The 19,613-nt window shown below is 49.9% G+C and carries 18 protein-coding genes; 4 read left to right on the plus strand and 14 right to left on the minus strand.

Annotated elements, in window-relative coordinates; genetic code table 11:
* The 3 genes from ABEW73_RS25435 to ABEW73_RS25445 all read right to left on the minus strand — a co-directional run bounded on the left by ABEW73_RS25435 (position 1) and on the right by ABEW73_RS25445 (position 3,604).
* Positions 1-510, minus strand: coding sequence for a J domain-containing protein (locus ABEW73_RS25435; protein WP_430170185.1), 510 nt, complete (start codon positions 508-510; stop codon positions 1-3).
* Between the two features lie 53 nt (positions 511-563).
* On the minus strand, positions 564-995 hold the full coding sequence (locus tag ABEW73_RS25440; RefSeq protein ID WP_339267612.1) for a membrane-associated protease 1: 432 nt from the start codon (positions 993-995) through the stop codon (positions 564-566).
* Between the two features lie 440 nt (positions 996-1,435).
* Complete coding sequence (locus ABEW73_RS25445; RefSeq protein ID WP_430170187.1) at positions 1,436-3,604, minus strand: transcriptional regulator; 2,169 nt, start codon at positions 3,602-3,604, stop codon at positions 1,436-1,438.
* Positions 3,605-4,012: 408 nt separating this feature from the next.
* On the opposite strand from ABEW73_RS25445, the gene ABEW73_RS25450 reads away from it, so the two are divergent.
* A complete protein-coding gene (locus tag ABEW73_RS25450; RefSeq protein ID WP_430170188.1) occupies positions 4,013-6,121 on the plus strand; it encodes a vWA domain-containing protein in 2,109 nt (702 codons plus the stop codon).
* Here ABEW73_RS25450 and ABEW73_RS25455 read toward each other — a convergent pair.
* The gene (locus ABEW73_RS25455; protein WP_430170190.1) at positions 6,084-7,031 is read right to left on the minus strand and encodes a serine/threonine protein kinase; all 948 of its coding nucleotides are present in this window, start codon (positions 7,029-7,031) and stop codon (positions 6,084-6,086) included. The two genes, ABEW73_RS25450 and ABEW73_RS25455, sit on opposite strands and share 38 nt — an antisense overlap.
* Positions 7,032-7,359: 328 nt before the next feature.
* Between ABEW73_RS25455 and ABEW73_RS25460 the strand changes: the two genes are divergently transcribed.
* Positions 7,360-7,704 carry a hypothetical protein gene (locus tag ABEW73_RS25460; protein WP_430170191.1) on the plus strand — a complete coding sequence of 115 codons (345 nt, stop codon included), beginning with the start codon at positions 7,360-7,362 and terminating at the stop codon, positions 7,702-7,704.
* 60 nt (positions 7,705-7,764) lie between these two features.
* Here ABEW73_RS25460 and ABEW73_RS25465 read toward each other — a convergent pair whose 3' ends face one another.
* Positions 7,765-8,232 carry a GNAT family N-acetyltransferase gene (locus ABEW73_RS25465; protein ID WP_430170193.1) on the minus strand — a complete coding sequence of 156 codons (468 nt, stop codon included), beginning with the start codon at positions 8,230-8,232 and terminating at the stop codon, positions 7,765-7,767.
* A gap of 118 nt (positions 8,233-8,350) precedes the next feature.
* Positions 8,351-8,929: a GNAT family N-acetyltransferase gene (locus ABEW73_RS25470; RefSeq protein WP_430170195.1), complete on the minus strand. Its 579-nt coding sequence runs from the start codon at positions 8,927-8,929 to the stop codon at positions 8,351-8,353.
* Positions 8,930-9,038: 109 nt separating this feature from the next.
* Between ABEW73_RS25470 and ABEW73_RS25475 the strand changes: the two genes are divergently transcribed.
* Positions 9,039-10,496 carry a PLP-dependent aminotransferase family protein gene (locus ABEW73_RS25475; protein ID WP_430170197.1) on the plus strand — a complete coding sequence of 486 codons (1,458 nt, stop codon included), beginning with the start codon at positions 9,039-9,041 and terminating at the stop codon, positions 10,494-10,496.
* A gap of 118 nt (positions 10,497-10,614) precedes the next feature.
* On the opposite strand, the gene ABEW73_RS25480 is transcribed toward ABEW73_RS25475, so the two are convergent.
* Positions 10,615-11,115 carry an N-acetyltransferase family protein gene (locus tag ABEW73_RS25480; protein WP_430170199.1) on the minus strand — a complete coding sequence of 167 codons (501 nt, stop codon included), beginning with the start codon at positions 11,113-11,115 and terminating at the stop codon, positions 10,615-10,617.
* A 194-nt stretch (positions 11,116-11,309) separates the two neighbouring features.
* Between ABEW73_RS25480 and ABEW73_RS25485 the strand changes: the two genes are divergently transcribed.
* On the plus strand, positions 11,310-12,398 hold the full coding sequence (locus tag ABEW73_RS25485) for a M24 family metallopeptidase (RefSeq protein ID WP_430170200.1): 1,089 nt from the start codon (positions 11,310-11,312) through the stop codon (positions 12,396-12,398).
* Positions 12,399-12,524: 126 nt separating this feature from the next.
* Here ABEW73_RS25485 and ABEW73_RS25490 read toward each other — a convergent pair whose 3' ends face one another.
* From ABEW73_RS25490 to ABEW73_RS25520, 7 genes are all read right to left on the minus strand, one after another.
* A complete protein-coding gene (locus tag ABEW73_RS25490; RefSeq protein ID WP_430170202.1) occupies positions 12,525-13,919 on the minus strand; it encodes an L-cystine transporter in 1,395 nt (464 codons plus the stop codon).
* A gap of 214 nt (positions 13,920-14,133) precedes the next feature.
* The gene (gene cobS, locus ABEW73_RS25495) at positions 14,134-14,955 is read right to left on the minus strand and encodes an adenosylcobinamide-GDP ribazoletransferase (RefSeq protein ID WP_430170204.1); all 822 of its coding nucleotides are present in this window, start codon (positions 14,953-14,955) and stop codon (positions 14,134-14,136) included.
* Complete coding sequence (gene cobU, locus ABEW73_RS25500) at positions 14,952-15,530, minus strand: bifunctional adenosylcobinamide kinase/adenosylcobinamide-phosphate guanylyltransferase (RefSeq protein ID WP_215163383.1); 579 nt, start codon at positions 15,528-15,530, stop codon at positions 14,952-14,954. Before cobU ends, cobS begins: the two co-directional genes overlap by 4 nt.
* Positions 15,527-16,597: a nicotinate-nucleotide--dimethylbenzimidazole phosphoribosyltransferase gene (cobT, locus tag ABEW73_RS25505; protein ID WP_430170206.1), complete on the minus strand. Its 1,071-nt coding sequence runs from the start codon at positions 16,595-16,597 to the stop codon at positions 15,527-15,529. Before cobT ends, cobU begins: the two co-directional genes overlap by 4 nt.
* 66 nt (positions 16,598-16,663) lie before the next feature.
* Positions 16,664-17,449: an ABC transporter ATP-binding protein gene (locus ABEW73_RS25510; protein ID WP_430170208.1), complete on the minus strand. Its 786-nt coding sequence runs from the start codon at positions 17,447-17,449 to the stop codon at positions 16,664-16,666.
* Positions 17,446-18,492 carry a FecCD family ABC transporter permease gene (locus tag ABEW73_RS25515; protein ID WP_430170210.1) on the minus strand — a complete coding sequence of 349 codons (1,047 nt, stop codon included), beginning with the start codon at positions 18,490-18,492 and terminating at the stop codon, positions 17,446-17,448. Before ABEW73_RS25515 ends, ABEW73_RS25510 begins: the two co-directional genes overlap by 4 nt.
* A complete protein-coding gene (locus tag ABEW73_RS25520) occupies positions 18,489-19,493 on the minus strand; it encodes an ABC transporter substrate-binding protein (protein ID WP_430170212.1) in 1,005 nt (334 codons plus the stop codon). The genes ABEW73_RS25515 and ABEW73_RS25520 overlap by 4 nt, the downstream gene beginning before the upstream one ends.
* Positions 19,494-19,613 lie beyond the last annotated feature (120 nt).

Below are 19,613 nucleotides of genomic sequence, written 5' to 3' on the forward strand. Positions count from 1 at the left end.
TTATTTTTTATAGCCAAAAAATTGATTGAACATCGCTGAAGTATCCAGCGGATTTTTATCATTTGTTTCCTTATCTTGCGAATCTGACCGCCCCTTGGGCGACGCCATGCCAAAAAACTGCTCAAATTGCTTGTGTATCTTAGCCGGATCCAAGCCTTCCGACTCCACCTTCGCCGACGATGTGCCAGACGATTTCCGTCCGCCCTGTCCTGCCTGCGACCTGCCATTTTGCTGCCCTGAGGATGGATTAGCACTAGCCTGCCTCTCGTCGTAAGCTGCACGAAGCTGCTCATCACTTAAGGTCTCGTAAGCCTCGACAATCAGCTTGAACTTGGCTTCCGCTTCTGCATTCCCGGGATTGACGTCCGGATGATAACGCTTGGCCAGCCTGCGATAGGCTTGCCGAACCTCGGCTGTCGTGGACTGCCTAGAAACTCCGAGCTCTGTGTAGTAATCGGTACCATTCAACGCGTTTCCCCGCTTTCGCTTACAAGGTATAGTAAATCTCAAGGGGCCAGGCCCCTTGAGATTACTTGCTACCCTGGTACTATGAGTGCAATGAATTAATTGCTTGCGTCGTAACCGCCGTTAAGCTTAGCCAACTCGGTTTTGTCTTTCTTCTGCTTCACATACAGCTCGAAAGTACCTACACCTTCGGTGTCGCCGAATGTTTCTTTGTAATCCACCACAAAAGCGTTAGGGAATGTAATTTCCCGAACCACTTGATCCGCTGCAATCACTTCAAGCGTCAGCTTACGGTAGCAATCCGCCTTTTCTGCAGGAACCAAAGACCACAGCGCCAGCTTCAGCGTGTCATCCGCTTTGTCGCCGTCCGTAGCAGTGATGATTTTACCGCTGATTTTCAAAGTGGAACCAACATCAGTTGATCTAGCATTTGAATCATCCGGTGTATCCGTGTCATAAACCACTTTCTGAATGTTGTCCAATCCGAGCTCGATCGTTTCGGCTCCTTCTACCTTCAATCTAAATCCCATACGTAAATCCTCCTTAGCATAAGTAAAATATTTGTTCGGGCAGATGTACTTGCCCAAAATTTATGTAACGAGACGAACCGTTGAAGGATCGTCTCCCACATACAGATTAAGTTGGTGCTTCAGCACCGAGAAGATTGGATGAAGACGGAACTGAGGAGCGGTGTGTAGGCGAAACCTACATGAGTACCGGAAGGCCCGGGTGAATTCAAGATTCGACGCCGAGTATTCCCTCAGTTCCCGCTTCGTGATCAAACTCCCCTTTGAATTTCCTCTAGGCAACTTTTCAGCACCGAGAAGGTTGAATAAAGCTAGGGACTGAGGAGCGGAGCGTAGGCAAACCTACGTGAGCACCGGAAGGCCCGGCTAATTTCAAGATTCGATGCCGAGTATTCCCTCAGTTCCTGCTTCGTGATCAAAAGTTGTTTTTTGAATTTCCCCTCTTAGGCTTTGACTGGACTTGTGCCTTTGGTAATCATGACTTCCAAATTCTTCACATTGCCGTTATAGATCAGATCAATGTGACACAGGTTGTTCTTCTCGTCGATCACATAATTCATGTCATCGCCATCATGAATAATTGAATTTATGAAACCGCGCTTGGCCAGCCACATGCTCTTCTGGCTGCTCGGATTGTTACTGAAAAATTTAATGATGTTCTCATGCTTGAAGTCGGCCGTCTGAAAGCGAAGAATCCGCTCTATGTATGTGCTGACCAGTGTTTTGTAAATGGAGTCGAATCCATCCTCCGACGCAGCCAGGCTTCTCGCCTTGTACACCGTAATCCGGCGGATATCCTTGCCTTGCAGCTGAGCGTTCTCCGAGGAGAAAATAAAGCCGAAGTTCTTCCGGTTAATCGAATCCTTGATCGTATTCGTAAATCCGGTAATTTCCTTCGCCATCGTCGTGACCGCCCGCAAGCTGTTCTCGCCAGCTTCGATGTCAAAACGAACGCCAGGGAACTCTTTGCTCGTGTTCTTAAAGGATTCCTTCAAGTACTCCGGACATTGATAGGCTGAGACGATACCCGCAGCCACATACGAGGCCCCAACATAAACACCCTCGATCCATAGCTTGAGAATGTCTTCCTTTTCCTTGGAGAGCTGGGCTCCGTTCTCGGTCTGAACCATGCGGCTATCGATGATTACGCCCGACTTTTCCTTCGGAATGACCGTAAAGTTCGGAATACATGGAATTGCATATTCACTGTACTCTTTACGGAGGAGCGGCGTGCATTTATCGATGTATTTATCGATTCCTGCAGTAGCCATATTGTTGAACGTCGTCTCTTCTCCCGATTCGAAGCTGAAGAAGATTTGCACCTTGAAGTCTTTGACAACCTGCATGAGCATCGACAAGGATTCCATGGTGTTGCCATCCTGCTTGGCAATTTTCTCGTTGCCCTTGAAGCGCTCGCGGGTTACCTTCACCTTGCCCGCACTCTCCAGCTCTACGGAAGGGACGATGCCGAACCAGATCGTATCCGAGAAATCATTCTTGGAGTTGACCGTGTTCAAATAAGTCTCCAAACGAGGGATATTGGCGCTTTTCACGATCATATCCAGCTTCGTATTCGTCACGAGCAGCGAAGGTGCCATCCCTTTGTTCTTGACGGCATATTGATCAAAAAACATTTTGACGCCGAGAATTTTCTCCACCAGCGGCTTCACGGTTTTGACGAAATCATCCTTGGCCGTTTTGTAGAATTCCAAATACGTGTTGTAGTTCTGTACCTCTGTCTCAAGATTCACTTCCGTGCTTACCGCTGGCAGCGGACTAAAGGTTCGTACAACCAAATCCTTAACATAACCGGATGGAGTTTCCGTGATGGAGTTGTAATCGTCTTCGAAGACAACCGCCAAACCATTGGAGCTGCTCTCGTCCAGCAGCACGAGTTCCGTGCTGTCCCCCTTCGGAGCCTCGATGATTTTTAACTCCCCGCTCTCCCCGATCGTCAGCATACCGATTTGCACCGCTTCGGAATCGCTTTCTTCGTTGGAGCTGCCGAGCAGCAGACGCGTCTTAATATCCTCGATCGCCAGTGGAAGCATAGCCATCACGTTGTTGTAATTGGCACTCGCCTCTTCGAACATTGCGTTCAGTTTGTCGCCCATATCCAGCTTTTTCGGATCCTCGTCATCCAGCTTCTCGTATTGTCCGTACATGTAATGGATTTCCTTACGAACCTGGCGAATGTCATCCATGACCTTCTTCGGCGAAATCATGTCGAGCAAATGCTCAAACTTGAAATCGACGTTCGTCATTCCTTGGCTGCGTTTCGTGTCGATCAGTGTGAACAGCATTTTTAAGAAATCATTGTGTTGATCAATCCGGATTTCGGAAATCGCCTCCTCGGCGATTCCTTCGGGCTTCTTCAGCATGTAGACGACTTTTTGGTTAGCCGCATTGAAAAATGAGTACACCGTTGGCGAGAACTTGTCCAAAAATTCATCGAAGCTTCGCACTAAAAGCTGGCTATTGATCTCCTTGATTTTGTCGTCGCTCAGACTATCAATGCCTTTAACATCGCCCACAATGGTGATCAGGTCCAGCTTCTCGGGATTGATCTCTTCGAACAGCATCGTTCGATTGGTCTGATTGATAATATCCATTGTCGTTATTCCTCCTCCCGTTTCTAAAAAGCGCAGCCGGCCTGATGAAGACCCCGGATTCTTTCCCATGCCGGACGCTTGCACTACTTATTTTTTCGACAGTATCCGACTATTGTACGGGATACCTGGGTCGTATGACCGGGACGAGTTTCACTGTACCCGGGTCTCGAGGGTAATATTAAACATCGCTCATATCAATTGTCAATATCTTCAATTGATGATGAATATAGGGACTTAAGAACCTTTCATTCATTTATACGAGGTAAATATATCCAATCAAAGACCTATTTTCTGGAATAATATACAATAAACAAGGCCCGATTCCGATATTAGTTTAAATATACATATTTGAGCGACTATTTCCGCTCCATTCCAATACTATATAGTACATAAGGCGGGTATCAGTAAATGAGGAAAAAAAGGGAAAAACTGACTCCAGGCATTTTTTTGTTTACTAGGACTTTTATCCTGATTTTTGTTTTCGGGTTTTTTGCGACAAATTTTCACAATCCATTCCCTGTTTCTGCAAATTCCTTAGAAAAAAATCACACCGACGCTTTTGATGCGGTTTTTGTTCTGGATACAAGCTATTCTATGAATCATGCTGATCCCAACAAAATGGCGAACGAAGTGATTCATATGTTCATGGACATGAGCGAAGCGAGTCGTACGAGAATCGGCTTTGTAGCCTACAATCATCAAATTGTGGATTCCAAACCGCTGACCTCCATTTCCGTAGCGGCAAACAAGACAGAGCTCAAACAAAAAATAGCCGGACTCCGCAGAAGCGGATATACCGATTTGGGATTAGGACTAAACACAGGCGGGAACTTGATCTCATCCAAGTCGTCTGAAGGAGAGGGCAGCGGACGTAAGCCGTTCGTCATTCTTCTTTCTGACGGAGAAACAGATTTCGGGCCAGCTTCCCGGTCTCAACGAACGGCTGCCGATTCGGCTAAGGACGTAGACAAAGCTATATCAAAAGCGCAGAAGGATGGATACCCGATCTACACGATCGGACTGAACCACGATGGCACCGTCAATCCTGAGGAATTGGAGCGCATCGCGAATGAAACCGGCGGCGCCTCTTATATGACCAGCAGTGCTGACGATTTGCCAGAAATTTTCAACCGGATCTTCGCGGCGCAAATGAGATCCGTACTGCTTCCGGTAGCTGGCGTTACGGCGACGGGGCAGCTGCAAGAGGTACAAGTCGACATTCCCAATTCAAGTATGGGAGAAGCCAACATTATTTTGCTTTCTGAGCATCCACTCAAGGAGACGCAACTTTTCTACAGCTCGGAGAATATACGTATGTTCAAATCAGGGAGCTACACGCTGATCAAGGTATCTCAGCCCAAGAAAGGCACGGCCAAGCTTAAATTTAGGGGCACATCGGGGGATCTTGTAAAAATAAATCTGCTCGGAAGCTATGAGCTGGAAGCCAAAGCGGCAATCACGAGCAACGCCGCCATCAAGGGGCAGCCTACGGGTATCGAGGCTTATCTCATCCATCCGACTACAAATGAGCAATTAATGGAGCAGGAAGTGTATCAGTCTTTGCAAGGCCAGCTTGTCGTGACGAATCTGGAGACGAAGAAGGAAGTTCTGGTAGATATGAAGAACGAGGGCACACGCTTTTATGCCGAATACATCTTTTCCACCTCAGGTAAATACAAATGGCAGGTGAAGATGGACGGTCCGAACTTCTATCGGCACAGTATCGTCCAAGATCAGAATATTGTGAATATAGCGCCCTCCGTCCATGGCAGTGAACAACTTGAGGTCATCAAAGAAGAGGGTCAAGTCGTTCTGAACATGAACGATTTATTCCATGATGAGAATGGGGATGATTTAACTTACACCATGCACAGCGGCAACACCCCAAACAAAATGCTGACCCCTGAGCTTAAGAACGGGGAACTGTTTTTGTCTCCGCTTCAAACGGGGCAGTCCCAAATTACGGTAACTGCTGCCGATTCGGAAGGCGGCTCGGCTTCGGCGATATTAACCGTTAACATCAAATCGAAATACACCGTGCTTAAATGGTCTATCGCTGGAGGGATTGTTCTTCTTGCCATTGCCGTCGGCTTGTTCATGTGGCTGCGTCCGAAGCCGGGCTTTGCCGGCAAGCTGGAAGGATATTTTCTGGCAACGGCCAGCGGCAGTGAAGTGCCGGTCAAATCATGGCCGCTCACCTCTTTTGGGGGACGTAAGGTAAGTCTGCTGGAGCTGTTCGTGAGCCTTGATGTACATGAGCCGCTTCCTGAAGCGCAACACATTGTCTTCACCCCAGGCAAAGACGGCAAGCTGATCGTAAAGAACACATCACGTTGTTCACTCGTTCGTAACCGTACGCCGCTGCCGATGAATAAAAAAGAAACCCTCGAATATAATGACAAACTGTACATTACATTCGAGGACGGTATAACCGAAATCGAGCTGCGTTATAAGGCCATTAAACCGACTACAAATATTTTTATCCGGAACGACTCCTCCGGGCAGCAGACGGGCTAGTCATATATTCCATCGTGATCGCAGCCTTGAACCATTTAAGAGAAGAACAGCGCTTGTCCGGCGCAACGATCAAGCCGCGCCGGATGGCTCGGGACAGAAATGGCCAACGGCGCTTCAAACCCGTGCCTACCGGCTCCAACTGATCATCGAACAATCGCTTGCGAACATCTATAGGTGCCGTGCCGCGGCAGCAATAATACAACAATGCAGCCAAGCTGTATATATCGCTTACCGGCCCTTGACGAGATTGCTCGGAATAGAGCTCGAGTGGCGAATACCCGGCTGTTGTCAGAATCGGGTGGCCGCCGCTGGCGTCAAAACGTATGGCTGAACCGAAATCGAGCAGCTTCGCGCGCCTCTGATGATCAATGATAATATTGCCCGGCTTTAAATCACGATGAATGATTCCTTGCTTATGCAGATATTCCAGCGTCTCGATCAAGGGAAGCATCGTCTTGTACAGGAAGCCGGGCTCAACTCTATCTGGACGTCCCTCAATCATTTCTGCCAATGTAACCCCTTCTATAAACTCCATAACAATATAGACGGTCTCATTTTGTTCAAATTGACCCACAAAGCGGACAATACCGGGATGCTCACAGTCCTTCAAAAACTTTCCTTCATTAATAAATGCATTCCTTAAAGCTTCATACTTATCATCCGGCACTCCCGATAACCGGCGTACAGAGCTGCCATCTTTCCCTCTACGCACTAACGATTTAGGAAAAAACTCCTTGATCACAAACTTCATATCCATCTCTTCGCATCTGACCGCGTATACGATGGCCAGTTCGCTAGCAGAAATCTTACTGCGAACCCGGTAAGTCAGAGACGATCCTGACTCCCTGCTGTACAATCTCGAATTGCGGCGCAGTCCGTTCCCCTCGTTTTCCATCATTGCTTTACTCACTGTCAACCTCCACGAACGTTTTAAAGAATAACCTTGTTGTTATGTTTTTTGCGATTAAAATCAAAACAACCTATGTATGATATCCTCATCTTACCAATTTCTCAACAAATTGACCATGCATGATCTTGAGATATGTTCTCAAAAAATGCCCCTCACCGGCGAGTAAATATATTGAATTCTTCTTGCGCCCTCAAGGGTTTGAGTCAAAATTCTAGGTGCGAAAGTTGAGTAACCATATACTCATTATTTTTCCTCTTGTAAAACTTATAATTCCAAGTATAATACTTGGTATAAAGATGATTAGGAGTTTGCTAAGGGGGCTTTCAACTTGGATCCATGCGATAAAGAACCGACATCTCTGTCCCTCGATGATTATCTGGATCTTCTCAGTTTGGCTATGCGCTTAGAAGATCGGGAGTGGCAAGCAGACATTACTCGTATACTTCATCACATGCAGGAACCACAGGGCGAGAAACAAGTGAAGTTGGAGGAATGCACGGAACAAGAGCTGTGGCAATGCGTGAACCAAATCAATGACCGCATGTTTGCCCTGTACAATGAACTGAAAGCAACAGATGATAAAGATATGCAGCGGAAGCTGCTGGACCAGATGTGGGAACTTAAAATTGCCCGGGTTGAGGTTTTCCGCAAAATACGCTCGATATATCAATAACAAACAAAGACGATGACTCCTTCTGGAGTATCGTCTTTGTTTGTTATTGATGACCCTTCATTATGATAAATCCAAATAAAAATAAGCAAATTCTTCATCCTGCACATACCCTGCGGATGCATACAATTGCTGAGCAGCCACGTTATGAAGCTGCGTGGACAGGGTCAACCCCTTAGCTCCGGTCTGAAGGGCGTGCGCTTGGGCTTGATGGAGCAATTTCCTTCCGATACCAAGCCCGCGATACTCGGAGTCCACATATAGATCATTCAAGATCCACAACCTTGACATCGATAGCGATGAGAAGGATGGATATAACTGTAGAAAGCCAGCCGTGGCCAGGGTTCCCCCACTATTGTAATCCGCTAAATAGATAACAGAATCGCCTCGAGTCAGCCTCTCCTTGATATATTCCTCGGCTCCGTTTAAATCATCTTCACGCTTATAGAATTGACGATACTGATTAAACAGAGCGGCTGCCTTACCCACATCCTTCAGCTCCGCTTGATATATATGAATCTCGGCATTCAAATCACGCACATCCTTTACATCTGACGTTACCCCGAGTTTACTGGATGCCGGTCAGGGTTTGGAATGCAGAAATTCACATATGGTTTGCACGCAACTTCATTCTCAGGCAGCCAGGATGCTATTGCCCTTGGTAATACAGCGCCCTGTATTCCTCCTCCAGCATGCTCATCACTATGGAGTCATGGTAACGATGCTGGTAGTACAGTGCGTCTCGCTGAACCCCTTCGCGCTTGAAGCCCACCTTCTCATAAGCCTTGATGGCACGCTCGTTATAATCAAACACCTGCAGCTCGATCCGGTGAAGATGAAGGATTCCGTAGGCGTATTCGAGCAAGAGCTTGATGGCTTCCGGTCCGTACCCCTTGCCGAGATGCTCACCCTTATCAATGGCGATGCGAATATTCGCATTCCGGTTAACGTAATCGATATCCTGCAGCGCGATATCGCCAATCATCTGATCGCTATCCGATAAAGCGATCAGCAGCAGGATGGTGTCGTGATTACCGGATTTCTCCTCGATATACCGACGTACCACCTCCAGCGTAAAAGCCTGCTTCGTCCCGGTCAGCCGCCGCATTTCCGGATTAAACAGCATTTGAAAATACTCTGCGGTATCCTCTTCTCCAAAGGGACGCAAGTAGATCCGCTCGCCTTCAAGAAACCGTACCGGCTTCGTATTTGTTATCGATGAGTTCATATTGATTGTAACCTCCTGTTTCCTCTGGAACTAAAAATCCCTTATACTATATCAAGAAATTGACCATATCCAAATATGCAGATTCGAATATTTATAAAGGACAGATGATATGAAACAGGTTCCGGTAAATCAAACAGAAATCACATTATTACTGGATGATTCCAGTCATCCCCTGTATGTACAATTGTATCGATACATGAAACAACAGATATCCGCCGGGCATTGGCTTCATCCAAGCCGTCTCCCATCGGTTCGAAGGCTTGCCGAGCTGCTTGGCATTAGCACCACCCCCATTGAAACGGCTTATCAGCAGCTGCTTGCTGAAGGCTTCATTGCGAGCAAGCCACGGAGCGGATATTTTGTGCAATGGCTAGCCGATGTTCCTTTTGCGCTTCCCTTGGAACCAGCTTCTCCCAAGGGACCTATACTCAAACGACACCATTACTTTAAATATGACTTTCATATGTCCAAAAATGAATACAACTATTTCCCGATGACCGAGTGGAGAAAAGCCTATAACCGCTGCTTGCAGGAAAACAGCACGGCCGACATGCTGTTCTACGGGGATCCGCAGGGCGAAGAAGGGCTGCGCTGCCAGATTGCCAACTATGCCAAACATTTTCGCGGGGTAGCCTGTACGCCTGAACAGGTGATTATCGGCTCTGATCCTTTCCCTCTGCTTGATTTGATCAGCAGACTGCTTCTTCCTTACGGAAAGTCCATTGCTGTTGAGAACCCTTGTTATCCGCAGCAGCCGGAGGTTTTTCGGCAGAAGGGGTATGATGTCATTCCAATTCCCGTGCTGGAGGATGGGATCAGTCTGCTTGCATTGCAGAGCAGCGGGGCATCATTCGTAACCGTCTCGCCCTCCCACCAGTTCCCCACCGGTGTCATTATGCCCATCTCCCGCAGGTTGGCGCTGCTGCAATGGGCACAAGAAACTGGGGGGTTTATTATTGAAGATGATGCTGACGGTGAGTTCCGATACTATGGAAGACCGATTCCGAGCCTCCAAGGGCTAGTGCCCGACAGCCGTGTAATATATCTAGGCGGATTCTCGCAGGTACTGTCCCCGGCCCTTGGAGTCCAATATATGATATTGCCGAAAGTTCTGCTGCCGGATTATCACCGATTAAAGTTCCAGCTCTTTCTCGACTGCACGGCCTCTAAGCTGAATCAGATGACACTGGAGCGCTTTTTGCGGGACGGCTATGTTGAACGACATTTGCGAAAAATGAGGATGATCCTCCGCAGGAAGCATGATCGCCTGATCGGTTCTATTCAACGTCACTTTGGTGATCATGCTCAAATATCGGGTACAGGCTCCGGGTTTCACCTCATGCTTCGTCTTAACCATGCATTATCCGAAGAGGAATTGGAAACGTTAGCCGAAGCAAGGGGGATCCGCGTAATCTCCGCTGCCTATACGCGAATGCTTCCTGCCAATGAGCCCAACGAATCGGATCGTAGAGCATTCATTCTTGGTTTCGGCGGACTGAAGGAAGACGAGATTGAAGCAGGCATAAAACGGCTTGCTGACTGTTGGCTGGGAGCTGTCCCCCTCTAAATATCATAACAACATGAAAAAAGCTGTCCTCTCATTTACCAAAAGGGACAGCTTTTTGATATGTTAGTCTGTAAGCCCTTTATGGCAAACTATAAATCATCCATTAACGTATCGACACTCAAACTGCACGACCGACAATGACCAAATCCCGCTTGATGCCGTCAAGCTCCGCAACCCCGGGGAGAAGCCCCCATTGATCAAAGCCGAACTTCTTCAACAGCTTGAGGCTTGGTTCATTATGGCCGAATACAAATCCGACCAGATTACTAACGCGAAGGCGCGGGCACTCCTCGATTGCCTTCTGAATCAATATGCTGCCGGCACCAATGCCGCGATATTCCTCGTTTACGTAGATGCTGATCTCCGCTGTACCGTTATAAGCCGGACGACCATAAAAGGATTGAAAGCTCATCCATGCAACCATCCCGTCATCGGACCGCATGACCCACAGCGGACGAAAATCGTTGCTGTGCTCTTCAAACCAGCGTATACGGCTTTCCACCGTGACCGGCTCCAGATCGGCGGTTACTTTTCTGCCTGAGATGGTCGAATTGTAAATGTCCACAATAGCCGGCAAATCCTCTTTGACGGCATAATCGATACGGTATTGTTGCGTCACGATGTCCTACCTCCGAATAGATGCGTAATCTTTTTGTACGAGATCTATTGTACAAGAGGCAGCGGAAAAACGCTTCTTTTTTTTCATAGGAAGACCAGGCCCATAATAAGGAAAACTTTACTTACGCGATTGAACGCGATACCCTAGCATTAATGATATGACAACCGTCTTCGGATAAGAAAGGAATGAACAGGATGAACGAACGATTGCAAAGTTTGCAACAATCCATGAATACACAAGGCTGGGATCATGTCCTTGTGACAGATCCCAAGCATGTTTACTATTTGACCGGATTTGCGAGTGATCCCCATGAGCGTTTTCTGGGCCTGCTCCTCTCCTCAGCGAATGATCCGGTGCTGATTGTGCCCGCATTGGATGCAGACGCAGCCGCGGCCGCTTCAACGGTTAAGCATATTGTCACGCATCAGGATACCGATAATCCGTATCTCTTGCTGAAGCAGCAGTTTCTAGGCGCAGTCGGTACGCTGGCCGTTGAGAAGGATCAGCTCACCGTATCCCGTTATGAACAGCTGCAGCAGCATGTGAACGCGAACCGGATCGAGGATGTTGGCGCTGTGCTCCGGGAGCTCCGAATTCGAAAATCGGCCGATGAAGTGAAGATCATCAAGCATGCAGTAAAACTGGTTGAAGATGTGCTGACGCAAGGCCTGGCCCATGTAAAAATCGGCGTCACCGAGATTGAGGTTGTCGCAGAGCTGGAGTACTTAATGAAAAAACTAGGTGCGGATGCTCCGTCTTTCGCCACAATGGTATTATCCGGCCCCAATACCGCCTTGCCTCACGGTGTTCCCGGCACGCGCCGGATTGAAGCAGGAGATCTGCTCATGTTCGATTTGGGCGTGTATGCGGGTGGTTATGCGTCGGATATTACCCGTACCTTTGCCGTAGGGGAGCTGAAGCCTGAAGCCGTCAACATCTATGATACGGTTCTCGCAGCGAATCTGGCCGGTATTCAGGCCGTAAAACCCGGCACAACCTATGGCTCGATTGACCAAGCGGCTCGCCAAGTGATTGATGACGCAGGATACGGACATGCTTTTGTACATCGCTTGGGTCACGGGCTTGGCATGGATGTCCACGAATATCCATCCATCCACGGTTTGAACCAGGATATTTTGCAGCCTGGGGCGGTATTCACGATCGAGCCCGGCATTTATCTGCAAGGCGTAGGCGGCGTACGAATCGAGGACGATGTGATCGTAACCGAGGATGGCGTCGAGGTGCTCACCTCCTTCCCGAAAGAACTGACCATCATCGGATAAGCAATTTTCAGCATGAGAAAAAAGCCCGGATTACCGCTTCACTTACGGTATTCGGGCTTTCTCTATGTACCAGAAGAGCCATCCTCCGGCAGAAACAATGCCTTCAAGATGGCTCCCACAGATATGTTATGCTTGAACCATATCCAGTTCAATATTGTCGTCGTTGTACACGTCTTTGTCCACTTCATTCATGACTTTCCCTGTAATCACACCGGCTGTCATGGAGTCATTCACGTTCAGTGCCGTCCGTCCCATATCGATCAGCGGCTCAACGGAAATTAACAGACCCGCCAAGGCAACCGGGAGGTTCATCGTGGAGAGCACGATGAGCGATGCGAAGGTAGCTCCGCCTCCGACACCCGCCACGCCGAAGGAACTGATCATAACGACCACGATCAGGGTAAGGATGAACGACCATGAGGTCGGGTCCACGCCAGCTGTCGGGGCAATCATGACAGCCAGCATGGCAGGATAAATGCCCGCGCAGCCGTTCTGACCAATCGTGGCACCAAATGATGCCGAGAGGTTCGCGATGCCTTCCGAAACGCCCAGCTTTTTGTTCTGGGTCTGCACGTTAAGCGGGATCGTGGCCGCGCTGGAACGCGAGGTGAAGGCAAAGGTCAATGTCGGGAACACCTTTTTCACATATTTGAGTGGGTTAAACCCGAATATCGCCAGCAGCACCAGATGGATAATAAACATGACGATCAAAGCCACGTACGAAGCCAGGACGAAATCGATCAGATTCATGATCACCGCAAGATCGGTCGTGGCGATCGTTTTGGCCATGAGTGCCAGAATCCCGTAAGGGGTCAGACGAAGCACCAGCGTCACGATACGCATCACCACGCCATAAACCGCAGAGATCATGTTGCGGAACGTTTCCGCCTGCTCTTTGTTTTTTCGGTCCAACCCGAGAACGGCGATCCCGATGAATGCCGAGAAAATGACGACCGCAATCGTCGAAGTTCTTCGTGCCCCCGTCATGTCGGCAAACGGATTGCTCGGAATGAAATCCAGGATCTGCTGCGGCAGCGTACGGCCCTCAACATCGCCGAGCCGTTCTTGCAGCAGTGCACCCTGCTGCTCCTCCGCAGCACCGCCTTGGATATTGACGGCGGACAAATCGAACGCCAGCGCGGTCGTAATCCCGACGGCAGCGGCTACGGCTGTCGTCAGAAGCAGCACCGTAATGATAAGCCCGCTCATTTTGCCCAGATTCTTGCCGCCCTTCAGCTTCATGATGGCCGATATGATCGACACCATGATCAGCGGAATGACCATCATTTGCAGCAGCCTAACGTAGCCGTAGCCTATCAGATTAAACCAATCGGTGGATTTCACCACCACATCGGAGGTCGAAGTATAGATGAGCTGCAGTGCCACTCCGAACAACACACCCAGTCCAAGTCCAGCAAACACGCGTTTAGTAAACGAGATATGCTTTTTCTGCATCCAATATAAAATACCGACCAGCAGAATCAGAACAAGGATATTGATGATAACCCAAAGCGTTTCCATCCTAATGATTCCTCCCATTCTTTAGATAAGGATATAGGTGCTCCATCCTCATGTCATAAGTGCGCTAGTATGTATTCATATCCATTACTGCCCACTCTAAACATATCATTACCCGATTGAGAAAATTCCTGCCGAACAATCGTTGTGTTCTCATCGATGCGGATTATGTCGACTATGCTGATCGGATTACCACCGATATTGCTCTACTATCATATCATGTAAACTTCAAAAGGAGAACCACAAATATTAACACAACCGTTTCAATCAGTTCATTGAGCGCTCCGTAAGTATCCCCCGTCAGTCCTCCAAGTCTTCGGCTCATCCGTTCTGCCGTTAAACTGCCAGCCGCCCAGGCTATGAATGGGATGACAAGGATTCCTCCGACTCCAATCATCCCAAGATTAGTCTCGCCTGCCGTGATCCATAGCAAACCTACAATAACTAGCGTTAACAGGGCAGCCATTACGCCTGCCAGCGATCTCCTGCCGGCAGTCAATCCATGAAATAGAGCGGCAAGGCCCTCACTTCCCCGTGCCATCGGCCAACGATACATCGCATGGACCATAAACCAGCGGCTCCAAACCGGAGCAAGTACCAGCAGCCATGCCTCTTGTTTCCATACCCCAGCTGACAGATCCCATATAGACATGATCAAGGAAGCTTTCAGAAGGAGCAGCAGCATACACGCCGTGACCCCCATGGCACCTACACGGCTATCCTTCATGATTTCCAGCATCTTCTCACGCGACCGATGGCTAAGCAGCGCATCAGCACTATCCATCCAGCCATCGAGGTGCAGCCCTCCCGTCAGCGCAACCCATACAACCAGCAGGATGACGGCAGCAGGAAAGGAAGGCAGCACAAAGCTTACGCCCAGTCCCAATCCGGCAACGATTATACCAATAACCGCCCCCACCAATGGATAAAAAACGACGCTCCGTTGTTGCACTTCCGGCGTAAAAGGAATTTCCCTCCGCACCGGCAGCCTCGATAGAAATTGAAAAGCGGCCGCAGCCGCTTCGATCATCTTGCTCATATAAGATACTCCTTGCTCTTGATTTCCATCGGTATTCCCGCAGTCACCAAAAATACTTCATCACATATCTGAGCCAGTCTCTGATTCATGATCCCGGCCCAGTCCCGATATATTCGGCCTAACGGATATTCCGGAACGATCCCAGAACCCACTTCATTTGTTACCAGAATGACCATTCCCGGATAACCCTGTACCGCTCTTGCGAGCCTGCCGATTTGAAGTCCCAGCCGTTCTTCCATTGCAGCACTTCCTTCAGGCTCAGCTTGCAGCAGCACATTCGTAAGCCACAGCGTCAGGCAGTCCACTACCACCGCAGGTGCATTGGGTTGCGATTGGCCCAGCGTATCCAGCAGTTCCGGCAGGGCGACAGGCTCCTCGACCGTCTCCCAACCGTAGGCTGAATCATGCCGACGGTCTTGATGAATTCGGATCCGTTCCCTCATCTCATCGTCATAGGCTTGCGCAGTCGCCACATACGTTCCGGACTCCGAGCGCTTCATGCACAGCTTCTCCGCGAATGAGCTCTTTCCGCTTCTGGCCCCACCCGTGACCAACACGCTTCCACGATGACTCATACGGCCCCTCCGCTGATTCCGGCGCTCTCAAACGTCGCCATCTCATGCATGATCCGGCACGCCGCCTCGACCAGATGCAGGCACAGTACTCCGCCTGTACCCTCGCCAAGACGCATGTCCATTTGCAGCATCGGATGCAGCCCCAGCTCTTTCAACAGAAGAACATGAGCTTGTTCATGCGAAACATGAGAGGCAATCATATAGGAGAGAGCGTCCGGGCAGATGCATTTGGCAACCAGGGCAGCCGCACTGGATATGAAGCCGTCAATGATAACGGGACAACCGTGGGCAGCCGCACCCAAAATCAATCCAGCCAACCCACCGATTTCATATCCTCCGACTTTGGCGAGTACGTCAATGGGATCATCGGCATAAGGTCTATTCACTTGTATAGCCTGTTCCACAACTCGAATCTTATGTAGCAGCCGTTCATCGGTTACGCCCGTTCCCCTTCCCACGACTTCAGATGGCTGATTGCCGGACAGAACGGAGAAAATCGCCGCACTCGGTGTCGTGTTCCCAATGCCCATCTCCCCGGTCACGAACATTTGCGTTCCTTGCGATACCAACTCGGCAGCTACCTCTGCACCGGTTACAATGGACTGCAGTGCCGCTTCTTTTGTCATCGCTGGCCCTTTGGCCATATTGGCGGTTCCTCTGCCAACGTTTCGCGACATCAGCATCTCATGCTTCAGCTCGATGGCAACACCGATGTCCACACAATGAACGTCAGCCCCCGCCTGACGGGCCAGCACATTCACAGCCGCCCCTCCATTCAAGAAGTTCATGACCATCTGGGGCGTTACCTCAGCCGGAAAGGCGCTAACTCCTTCTTCACAGACTCCATGATCACCAGCCATGACAACGACGGATTTTTTGGTGAACGACGGCTTCATATTCCCTGTGATGCCCGCTAATTGGATCGCTAGCGCCTCCAGCTTACCCAGGCTGCCCGGAGGCTTCGTCAGCGTATCCAAATAAACAGCGGTTTCGTTCTGCACCTCGACATGCAGTGGTTTAATGTTAGCAATGATGTGATTTAAACGATTCACGATTGTATCCGTCAATGAAACACCCTCCCTTGTATCTTGTTCCTAAATCTTACATCCCAGCAGAACATGCGGCAACATCCGTCAGGACCACGTGCGATTTGCCGTTAACAGCACCTGCGGGGCACCATTCTCGGGATGGGCCACAATCGAGGGCTCCACCCGGAAAATTTGGCGTATATACGCCGCAGTCAAAACGTCCTCCGGTTTGCCAACCCCGGCGATCTTTCCCTGATCAAGCACCAGCAGCTTATCGCAAAATTGAGCCGCCAGATTCAGATCATGCAATACGCTGATCACCGTAATCCCGGAGGAGTTCCGCCACTCCGCCACCATATCCATGAACTGAAGCTGATAATGGATATCCAGATAGGTCGTCGGTTCATCCAGCATCAGCAGCGAAGGCTCCTGAACCATCACCTTGCCAAGCGCGACACGCTGGCGTTGACCGCCGCTTAATTCGGTAAGCCGCCGTTCTTCCAGACCATTCAAATCCAGCTTTCGGATAATGGCCTCGATGAGCGGGGCTGCATCCTTATCTTCACGGCCAAGCCAGTTCAGGAAAGGGAATCTTCCCATCTCCAACACTTCCCGGACGGTAAAATCAGTAGGATCAAGCCCTTCCTGCTGAAGCACCGCCACGATCCGGGCCAGCGCCTTGCGAGTATAGTGTCCAAGCGCCTTGCCCCGAAGCGTTACGCTTCCTTGCGTAGGACTCTCCACACCGGATAACAACTGCATAAGGGTGGATTTACCGCTTCCGTTCGGACCGATGATCCCCCACCATTCCCCTTCCGCAATGTGAAGGTCCACGCCTTCAAGAATCAGCACGTTGCCATATGCTTTGCCAAGTCCTTGAGCTGTAATCATGATAGACCCTCCCTGCGCCGTTTTTTGTTCCGGTATAACAAATACGCAAAGAATGGAGCGCCTATGAATGCCGTAACTACACCGAGCGGTATTTCCGTTGGTGCCAGCACGGACCGTGCCGCCGTATCGCACCAGACCATGAATATCGCGCCGCCCAGAGCCGACAGTGGAACAATGACGCGGTAATCGGAGCCGGTGATCATCCGGATCATATGCGGTACTACAAGTCCCACGAATCCAATCACGCCGGAGACCGACACGGCTGCGGCGGCGAGCAGGGTTGCAACGATGAGCACGCTGGTCTTCAGCCGATCCACATTCAAGCCCATATGGGCGGCCTGCCGTTCCCCCAGCGACAAAATATTAAGCGCCCGCGACCTGCTCCATAAGTATATAAAACCTGCGATAAAATACGGGAAAAGGATGGCCGTATACGACCATCCACGCATGCTCAGGCTCCCCATCGTCCAGTACAGGATCTGGTTTACCGTATCTTTGGACATAACCGTCAGAAAGGAAACGACGGCGCCCAGAAACGACTGCATCACCACGCCGGACAGAATGAGCCCGTGGATCGGCAGTTTTCCTTGATCCCTTGCCAGCAGCAGAACGACCCATAGAGTGCCTGCTCCGGTTAGAAACGCTACAAGCGGCAGCGTGTAACCTCCGGCAAAGGAATATTCCATCCCGAAAAAAATCAGGGATGCTGCGCCAAGCGCAGCACCCGAGGATACACCGAGCGTAAACGGATCCGCAAGCGGATTGCGCAACACGCCTTGAAAGGCGGCTCCGGCGACGGCCAGGGAGGCTCCTACGAGCATCCCCAGCAATATGCGCGGCAATCTCACCTTCATTAAAATTTGCTCGGATGAGGCTTCCCAGCCTGGAACGATGGAATCGCCGATTCCCGGCAGCCGGTGCAGCAGCATCGCCCCAATCTCTCTCACAGGCAGGTGCACGGAGCCGATTCCGAGACTGACAACCAAGGTTAACAGTAATAGGATGATGCCGACCACACCGAATCCTGCAAGCTTTTTACTCATCGGTTCATCAGTTCCGGATAAACGGCCTTCGCCACTTCAATTAACCCTTGCGTCACACGGGGACCGGGACGGCTCAACAGATTCGCATCCACGGATATGACCTGATCGTTCTTGATGGCTTCGATCTGATCCCAGCCGCCGCGCTCCTTAATTAGCTGATCCAATGTTTTCTTGGTTGCTTCATCAACGACATCGTCCGTGTACAGAATGACGTCAGGGTTCGCAGCGATAATATTTTCCTCACTGATTTCGAACCAGCCTTCCGCATCGCCAGCTGCGTTGATACCGCCAGCTAAGGCGATGATCTCATCCATAAACTCGCCCTTGCCGACGGTCCATCCCGGAGAGAATTCCACATACACTTTCTTCTTGTCTTCATCCTTCACGGCTTTCACGGCTTCCGTAACGGTAGCCAATTCCTGCTTCATCTGATCCACGACCGCTTTCGCCTCCGATTGACGGTCCGTAATTTGTCCGATCAGTTCGATGTTCTCCATCACGGCATCAATGGTTTTCGGATCATTAACGAACAGGGTAACGCCAAGCTCACGCAATTTCTCGGCATTCTGGGCATTCATCGAAGCGGTAAATACCACATCGGCATCGGCTGCAATAATAGCCTCTTCATTCACTTGGAACCCGCCCAATTTAGGCTTGGATTTGGCCGCTTCCGGATAATCGTCATTATCGGACACGCCAACGATTTCTTCATCCAGGCCTAAAGCGAACAATTTTTCCGTCTCGGACGGTGACAGGGATGCAATTTTGGCCGGAGCTTTCTCAAACGTCATTTCAACCCCGGTTGAATCCTTAATGGTCAGCGGATACGTCGTTTTAAGCTCTTCGCCGGAATCCGCAGGTGCTTCGTTATTCTGCTCTTCCTGCTGTACCGGCGGCGTTGCATCCTTCGGCGCCGCTTCTTTGTCTCCACAGCCAATCAAGGCCAGAGCCATCAGTATAGCTACGAGAAGTACGGACCATGTTTTGTTTAATGCTTTCATCTCTTGAAATCCCCCTATACATAATTGAGAACCTGGCGCTGCGAGTTTACATTCCTTCGACCGATCCTTACCGGGAGAAAAACATCCATCGTCATACTCCAAAGAAAGCAAAAATCCCTG

Source organism: Paenibacillus lautus, from assembly GCF_050482385.1.
GTDB lineage: Bacteria > Bacillota > Bacilli > Paenibacillales > Paenibacillaceae > Paenibacillus_AQ > Paenibacillus_AQ lautus_B.

Bases quoted from the DNA above. Each gene is read 5' to 3' on its own strand.
- ABEW73_RS25445 (WP_430170187.1), bottom strand. From the start codon at position 3,604: ATGGATATTATCAATCAGACCAATCGAACGATGCTGTTCGAAGAGATC.
- ABEW73_RS25520 (WP_430170212.1), bottom strand. From the start codon at position 19,493: ATGAAAGCATTAAACAAAACATGGTCCGTACTTCTCGTAGCTATACTG.
- ABEW73_RS25440 (WP_339267612.1), bottom strand. From the start codon at position 995: ATGGGATTTAGATTGAAGGTAGAAGGAGCCGAAACGATCGAGCTCGGA.
- ABEW73_RS25475 (WP_430170197.1), top strand. From the start codon at position 9,039: ATGAAACAGGTTCCGGTAAATCAAACAGAAATCACATTATTACTGGAT.
- ABEW73_RS25485 (WP_430170200.1), top strand. From the start codon at position 11,310: ATGAACGAACGATTGCAAAGTTTGCAACAATCCATGAATACACAAGGC.
- ABEW73_RS25470 (WP_430170195.1), bottom strand. From the start codon at position 8,929: ATGAACTCATCGATAACAAATACGAAGCCGGTACGGTTTCTTGAAGGC.
- ABEW73_RS25450 (WP_430170188.1), top strand. From the start codon at position 4,013: ATGAGGAAAAAAAGGGAAAAACTGACTCCAGGCATTTTTTTGTTTACT.
- cobU (WP_215163383.1), bottom strand. From the start codon at position 15,530: ATGAGTCATCGTGGAAGCGTGTTGGTCACGGGTGGGGCCAGAAGCGGA.
- ABEW73_RS25510 (WP_430170208.1), bottom strand. From the start codon at position 17,449: ATGATTACAGCTCAAGGACTTGGCAAAGCATATGGCAACGTGCTGATT.
- cobS (WP_430170204.1), bottom strand. From the start codon at position 14,955: ATGAGCAAGATGATCGAAGCGGCTGCGGCCGCTTTTCAATTTCTATCG.
- ABEW73_RS25490 (WP_430170202.1), bottom strand. From the start codon at position 13,919: ATGGAAACGCTTTGGGTTATCATCAATATCCTTGTTCTGATTCTGCTG.
- ABEW73_RS25515 (WP_430170210.1), bottom strand. From the start codon at position 18,492: ATGAGTAAAAAGCTTGCAGGATTCGGTGTGGTCGGCATCATCCTATTA.